6 protein-coding genes are annotated in these 3,951 nt (G+C 70.9%); 3 read left to right on the top strand and 3 right to left on the bottom strand.

Annotated elements, in window-relative coordinates; all coding sequences use genetic code 11:
* From K8V84_RS17125 to K8V84_RS17115, 3 genes are all read right to left on the bottom strand, one after another.
* The coding region (locus K8V84_RS17125; protein WP_304076106.1) for an AzlD domain-containing protein at positions 1-212 on the bottom strand (212 nt) is incomplete at its 3' end.
* The gene (locus K8V84_RS17120) at positions 209-994 is read right to left on the bottom strand and encodes an AzlC family ABC transporter permease (RefSeq protein ID WP_304076104.1); all 786 of its coding nucleotides are present in this window, start codon (positions 992-994) and stop codon (positions 209-211) included. The genes K8V84_RS17125 and K8V84_RS17120, both read right to left, overlap by 4 nt.
* Before the next feature lie 68 nt (positions 995-1,062).
* Positions 1,063-1,929 carry an AraC family transcriptional regulator gene (locus K8V84_RS17115; protein WP_304076108.1) on the bottom strand — a complete coding sequence of 289 codons (867 nt, stop codon included), beginning with the start codon at positions 1,927-1,929 and terminating at the stop codon, positions 1,063-1,065.
* Between the two features lie 68 nt (positions 1,930-1,997).
* Here K8V84_RS17115 and K8V84_RS17110 point away from each other — a divergent pair, with 68 nt between their 5' ends.
* The 3 genes from K8V84_RS17110 (at position 1,998) to K8V84_RS17100 (ending at position 3,789) form a co-directional block, all read left to right on the top strand.
* Entirely contained in the window at positions 1,998-2,435 is a 438-nt protein-coding gene (locus K8V84_RS17110; RefSeq protein ID WP_304076102.1) for a GNAT family N-acetyltransferase, read from the top strand.
* A 152-nt stretch (positions 2,436-2,587) separates the two neighbouring features.
* On the top strand, positions 2,588-3,247 hold the full coding sequence (locus tag K8V84_RS17105; RefSeq protein ID WP_304076100.1) for a PaaI family thioesterase: 660 nt from the start codon (positions 2,588-2,590) through the stop codon (positions 3,245-3,247).
* A 242-nt stretch (positions 3,248-3,489) separates the two neighbouring features.
* Entirely contained in the window at positions 3,490-3,789 is a 300-nt protein-coding gene (locus tag K8V84_RS17100) for a chorismate mutase (RefSeq protein ID WP_304076099.1), read from the top strand.
* Positions 3,790-3,951 lie beyond the last annotated feature (162 nt).

Raw genomic sequence — 3,951 nt, 5'->3', positions numbered from 1 at the left:
CCCGCCATACGGGCGGTGTCCCAGGCCAGGGCCTGACCCTCACCGCGCAGCGCCTCCACCGCGATGAGCGCGGCCAACAGCGCCACCGGCACGGCGATCGCGAACCGTCGCAGCCAGGGGTTGTCCAGCAGCCGTCGCGGCGCGGCCATGCCCGCGTACTTGAGCAGGTAACAGCCCGCCGCGGTGGCGATCAGCGCGATCCACAGGGTCACGACCCCACCTCCTCGTTCCGGCCCGACACGGGTCCGTTCCCGTTGCCCGGATTCTCGTCACCGGGCCCCTCGCCATCGGTGCTCTCGTCGACCGGTCCGGGAACCCGGGGCTCCGGACCGAACAGCGCGATCAGTCCGGCCGAGGCGGCCAGCAGCACCGGAACCCCGGGCGGCAGGATCGGGGTCGTGGCCAGCGCCACGCCCGCGCCCAACAGGGCGATCAGCCGGGTGCGTCCGCCCTCGTCGCGCAACCGGGGCCACAACAGCCCCAGGAAGATCGCCGGGCCCACCGCGTCCAACCCGAACGCGTCGATGTCGCTCACCCTTTCGGTGGCCAGCGCACCCAGCAGGGTGAAGGCGACCCAGAACGAACCCAGGACCGTGTAGGTCGTCACGAAGGCGAGCCGGGCCGACTCCCGGTCCGGTTGGACGAGGGTCACCGCGGTGGTCTCGTCGATCACCCCGTGCGCGGCCAATGCCCGCTTGGCGCCCCGCCACCCCAGCACCTCGGTCAACCGCAACCCGTACAGGGTGTTGCGGGCGCCCAGAAGCAGCGCGCCGAGCGCGCCGGCGGCCAGGTTCCCCCCTCCGGCGATCACCCCCACCAGGGCGAACTGGGAGGCGCCGGTGAACATGAACAGGCTGAGGAACACGGACTGGGCGGGGGACAACCCCGCGGCCACCGCGGCCGTACCGAAGGCCAGGCCGGCGGCGCCCACGGCGACACCGATGCCCAGGCTGTCCCGGACGGCCGGGGAGCGCAGTTTCGACAGGGTACTCACGTTCGCCCACGTTAGGCGGCTTTGTGTCCTCGGTCTTGAACGTTCTTGCGCCCCCGTGATGAGGTCCGTCACTCGCCTCGTGGGACTCGGTCGCCCAGGTCGCGCCGGTAGGCGCCGGGCGGCACCCCCAGATGTCGGCGAAAGTGCCGGGTCAGGTGGGGCTGGTCGGCGAAGCCCACCTCCGTGGCGACCTCTCCGACCGGTCGTCCCTCCAAGAGCAGGGCCCGGGCCCGGTCCACCCGCAGCTGGTTCAGGTACGCGTGCGGCGGCAGTCCGTAGCGGGTTCGGAAGGCCCGGTTGAGGGCGAAGGGGCCCAGACCCACCAGTGCGGCCAGTTCCTCCAGGGTCGGAGGGTCGGTCAGGTCCCGCGCCAGGAGGTCGCGCGCCCGCGTCACCTCGGGGCGAGCGGCCCGTTCGGGGGCGTCCTGGACCCGTTCGCGGCCGTGCGAACGAAGCAGCATCGCCAACCCCCGCCGGGCCAGGGCGGAGGAGGTCAGCCGGTCCCCGCGTTCGGCGGCCATGTGGGCGGCGACCAGGACATGGGACACCTCCGGGGCGTGGATCCCCGACTCGCGGAAGCCGGGGGTGCCCCGCATGCCCAGTTCACGGCCGATCTCCTCGACCACCTCGGGGGCGGGGTAGAAAACCCGGTACCCCCATCCCTCGGGGACACCGGCGTGCCCGGTGTGCACCTCGCCGGGCGCGACCACCGCCAACCCTCCCGGACCGACCCGGGCGCGACCGCGAGAGTGGGTGTACTCCTCGATTCCGTCGGTGATCATCCCGATCGTGTAGGTGGGATGGGTGTGCCGGGTGAAGGACGTGGTGACGAACCGGGCGGTCAGGAGTTCGGTTCCGGGCAGGCCCGAAAAGCGCCAGTACCGTGCTCGTTCCACGCGCGGGTCCTCGACGGTGGGATGGACCTCGCTCGGCATGCCCATACCCCCAGGTTAGGGCGTGGGTGCCGGAGTGCGGCGGGGGAGGGCTCCGTTAGTCTGCGCTCATGGAAAAGCCACAGATCCTCCGCGTACGCGGGGAACGGGACCGCGCGGCCGTCTTCGTCATCCGGGGGGCGGTGTTCGTCGCCGAACAGCGGGTGCCCATCGCCGAGGAGTGGGACGAGCGCGACACCACCGCCGAGTTCCTCCTGGCCGTGGAGGGCGAGGCACCGGTGGGCACCGTCAGGTTGGTGGACCAGGGTGAGGGCGTGGGGTTGCTGGGACGTATGGCGGTCCTGCCGGAGGGGCGCGGCAAGGGGACCGGGGCGGCCCTGGTGCGCGCGGCCGAGGACCTTGCCGTGCAGATGGGGCTGAAGAAGGTCGAGCTGCACGCTCAGACCCACGCGCTCGGCTTCTACGAACGGCTGGGCTATGTCGCGCACGGCCCGGAGTTCCTCGACGCGGGGATCCCGCACCGGCACATGACGCACGAACTGTCCTGAACCCGGTGGCGGTGGCCCCCGTCTCCGCGGCGTGTGACGGGGAGCGCACCGCTGCGCCCGGCCGATGCGGAATACTACCGAGTAGGATTCGGTTTTGACGTTGAGCCGGGCCTGACCCCGGGCCGGCGCCCACGAACATCGACGAGGAACACATGACGGTCAACACGCAGCCGGCCACCGAGACGTCCGACCCTCGGGCCTTCGGACTTCCCCTGGTCCAGGGAACCGAGATCCCCGCCGAACTGCGCTCCCTGGTCTCCCGTGTGCACGACCTCATCGACGCCGTCGCCAACACCGAGGTCGACACCGACACGCTCGCCGAGACCGCAGCCACCGTCGAAGGCCTCACCGAACGACTCAACGTCGCCCGTCGCGAGATCGGCACCATGGTCACCCGCGATATCGGTGACGGGGCCACCGAGGTCGGCACCATCACCAACATCGTCGCCGGCGACACCAACCCCGCCGCACCGCAGCTCGCCCTCATGCGCACCGAAGAGGGGCTGCGCGCCGAGATCACCCTCAACACGATCTACCAGGGCCCTCCCGGCCTGGTGCACGGTGGTTGGATCGCCGCCATGCTCGACCAGGCCGTCGGCAGTGTCTCCGCCATCGAGACCAGCCCCGGCCTGACCGCGCACCTGGAGATCGACTACCGCAGGCCCACCCCGCTGTTCACCCCGCTGGAGATCACCTCGTGGGTGGACCGGGTCGAGGGCCGCAAGGTGTACGTCGCCGGACAGATCCGCGCCAACGGCCAGGTCACCGCCGAGGGCAGCGCGCTCATGATCCGTGTCGAGGTCCCCGAATAGACACCCTCCACCCCGGAGCGGGTATGATCGCCCCCATGACCCACCGCTATTTCGTTTTTAGCAAGCCGACGGACCCGTCGGCCGCTTCCACGTAGGCGGAACCAGGGGAACGTCGGCAACAGAGCACCAGGGCAGCGCCCGGTGCTCTTTCGCTTTTCCGGGCGGCCGACGCCCCGACCCCCCGTCCTCGGGGTCTACGGCCGCACCGCGCACCCGTACACACCGAGGAAGGGAAACCCACCGTGCACGACCACCGCATCCCGCCGCAGAACGACGAGCACATCGCCCGGCTACGCGGTCGCATCGACGTGCTGGACGCCGAACTCGCCGAGCTCCTCGAACGCCGCGCCCTGGTCGCCGCCGAGGTGCAGCGGCTCAAGTCGGTCGGCTACTTCGCGGGACGGGACGCCGAGCGTGAGCGTCTCCTGGTCGAGCGCATGGCCGAGAACGCGCCCCGCCTCGGAACGGACCGTCTCGCCGACATCATGGACAGCGTCATCAGCGCCGGACTCGACGCCGCCCAGCAGGAAGCTGCCCGCTGAACGCTGAACAACTACGACGCTTCTTGCGTGCGGCGCCGGGTTCGGTGCCGAGATGGGCGCTGCGATCAGGATCTGCTGGTTCAGGGCGGGGTGGGGGTGGGTTCTTCCTCCTTCCCCGCCGCGTGATTGTTGCCGCCCGCACCGCACGCCTCAAGGCGATGG

It is taken from the genome of Nocardiopsis listeri, assembly GCF_020741345.1.
In the GTDB taxonomy this organism is placed as follows: Bacteria; Actinomycetota; Actinomycetes; order Streptosporangiales; family Streptosporangiaceae; genus Nocardiopsis; species Nocardiopsis listeri_A.
The sequence above is the reverse complement of the archived record's forward strand: the minus strand, read 5'-3'. Positions and strand labels throughout refer to the sequence as shown.

Bases quoted from the DNA above. Each gene is read 5' to 3' on its own strand.
- K8V84_RS17115 (WP_304076108.1), bottom strand. From the start codon at position 1,929: ATGCCGAGCGAGGTCCATCCCACCGTCGAGGACCCGCGCGTGGAACGA.
- K8V84_RS17110 (WP_304076102.1), top strand. From the start codon at position 1,998: ATGGAAAAGCCACAGATCCTCCGCGTACGCGGGGAACGGGACCGCGCG.
- K8V84_RS17105 (WP_304076100.1), top strand. From the start codon at position 2,588: ATGACGGTCAACACGCAGCCGGCCACCGAGACGTCCGACCCTCGGGCC.